The sequence below is a fragment of the Campylobacter sp. RM15925 genome, from assembly GCF_012978775.1.
In the GTDB taxonomy this organism is placed as follows: Bacteria; Campylobacterota; Campylobacteria; order Campylobacterales; family Campylobacteraceae; genus Campylobacter_A; species Campylobacter_A canis.
Genome location: NZ_LIWP01000029.1, coordinates 1 through 2,648, shown reverse-complemented (window position 1 = coordinate 2,648; position 2,648 = coordinate 1). Strand labels below are relative to the sequence as shown.

The 2,648-nt window shown below is 37.3% G+C and carries 1 protein-coding gene; it reads right to left on the bottom strand.

The annotated features are described in order from the left end of the window. Positions 1-2,648 (bottom strand): WG repeat-containing protein (locus CDOM15925_RS09890; protein WP_169943240.1); only part of this gene is annotated, 2,648 nt, incomplete at both ends.

Below are 2,648 nucleotides of genomic sequence, written 5' to 3'. Positions count from 1 at the left end.
CAGCTAAGCCTTCGCTAAAGCCTCGATACCATACATCATCAAATTTGCACTCTACTACTTGTTCGCCTTTGGTGTTTATGTACCCCCATTTGCCGTCTTTTTTGACTGCAGCTAAGCCTTCGCTAAAGCCTCGATACGAGACATCATCAAATTTGCACTCTATAACTTGTTCACCTTTGGTGTTTATGTACCCCCATTTGCCGTCTTTTTTGACTTTAGCTAAGCCTTCGTTAAAGTAATATATATAATCAAATTTACACTCTACTACTTGTTCGCCTTTGGCGTTTATAAATCCGTATTTGCCGTCTTTTTCGACTGTAGCACAACCTTCGCTAAAGGGCAAGACTCTATCATGTTTACACTCTATTATTTGCTCGCCTTTGGCGTTTATAAATCCGTATTTGCCGTCTTTTTTGACTTTAGCTAAGCCCTCTCTAAAGCCCGAAGCTTCATCAAATTTACACTCTACTACTTGTTCGCCTTTGGCGTTTATGTACCCCCATTTGCCGTCTTTTTTGACTGCAGCTAAGCCTTCGCTAAAGCCATATATATAATCAAGTTTACACTCTACTATTTGTTCGCCTTTGGCGTTTATAAATCCGTATTTACCATCTTTTTCGACTTTGGCTAAGCCCTCTCTAAAGTCATCAACTCTATCAAATTTACACTCTACTATTTGTTCGCCTTTGGCGTTTATAAATCCGTATTTACCATCTTTTTTGACTTTGGCTAAGCCTTCTTTAAAGTCATAAGCCTCATCAAATTTACACTTTACTACTTGTTCGCCTTTGGCGTTTATAAATCCGTATTTACAACCTTTTTTGACTGCAGCTAAGCCTTCGTTAAAGTCATTTATATAATCAAATTTACGCTCTGCTACTTGTTCACCCCTGGCGTTTATAAATCCGTATTTACCATCTTTTTCGACTGCGGCTAAGCCTTCTTTAAAGTCATAAGCCTCATCAAATTTACACTTTACTACTTGTTCGCCTTTGGTGTTTATAAATCCCCATTTATAACCTTTTTTGACTGCAGCTAAGCCTTCGCTAAAGCCCGAAGCTTCATCAAATTTACACTCTACTACTTGTTCGCCTTTGGTGTTTATGTACCCCCATTTGCCGTCTTTTTTGACTGCAGCTAAGCCTTCGCTAAAGTCCGAAGCCTCATCAAATTTACACTTTACTACTTGTTCGCCTTTGGCGTTTATAAATCCGTATTTACCATCTTTTTCGACTTTGGCTAAGCCTTCGCTAAAGCCATTTATATAATCAAATTTACACTCTGCTACTTGTTCACCCCTGGCGTTTATAAATCCGTATTTACCATCTTTTTCGACTTTGGCTAAGCCCTCTCTAAAGTCATTTATATAATCAAATTTACACTCTACTACTTGTTCACCTTTGGCGTTTATAAATCCGTATTTACCATCTTTTTTGACTGCGGCTAAGCCCTCTCTAAAGTCATTTATATAATCAAATTTACACTCTACTACTTGTTCACCTTTGGTGCTTATAAATCCCCATTTATAATCTTTTTCGACTTTAGCCAAACCTTCTTTAAAGTCATGAGCCTCATCAAATTTACACTCTACTACTTGTTCGCCTTTGGCGTTTATAAATCCCCATTTATAATCTTTTTCGACTTTAGCCAAACCTTCTTTGAAGTTGCAGACAATATCAAATTTGCCGGATACTTCTATTTTATTATTGTATTCATCGTGAACTATAAAATTTCCTTTGGTGTTTACATGTCTAGACTCTCGGTGACTCTCATAAGCTTTTGCGACTTCGGCTAAGCCTTCGCTAAAGCCATATATATAATCAAATTTACACTCTACTACTTGTTCGCCTTTGGTGTTTATAAATCCCCATTTATAACCTTTTTTGACTGCAGCTAAGCCTTCGCTAAAGTCCGAAGCCTCATCAAATTTACACTCTACTACTTGTTCGCCTTTGGTGTTTATAAATCCGTATTTACCACCTTTTTCGACTACGGCTAAGCCCTCTTTGAAGTCACGGACGTAATCAAATTTGCCGGATACTTCTATTTTATTATTGTATTCATCGTGAACTATGAAATTTCCTTTGGTATTGATTGTAAATTGTTTGAGACCCTTTTTAACTTTTGCTAAGCCTTCGCTAAAGCCCGGATGCGAGACATTATCAAATTTACACTCTATAACTTGTTCACCTTTGGTGTTTATAAATCTCCATTCATAATCTTCTTTGACTGCAGTTGAGCCTTCTTTAAAGTTATAAGCCTCAGCAAATTTACACTCTATAATTTGTTCACCTTTGGCGTTTATAAATCCGTATTTCCCATCTTTTTTGACTTTGGCTAAGCCCTCGCTAAAGTCCGAAGCCTCATCAAATTTACACTTTACTACTTGTTCGCCTTTGGCGTTTATAAATCCCCATTTATAATCTTCTTTGACTGCAGCTAAGCCTTCTTTAAAGTCATGAGCCTCATCAAATTTGCACTCTACTATTTGTTCACCTTTGGTGCTTATAAATCCCCATTTATAATCTTCTTTGACTGCAGCTAAGCCTTCTTTAAAGTCATGAGCCTCATCAAATTTGCACTCTACTATTTGTTCGCCTTTGGCGTTTACAAATCCCCATTCATAATCTTTTTCGACTTTAGCCAAA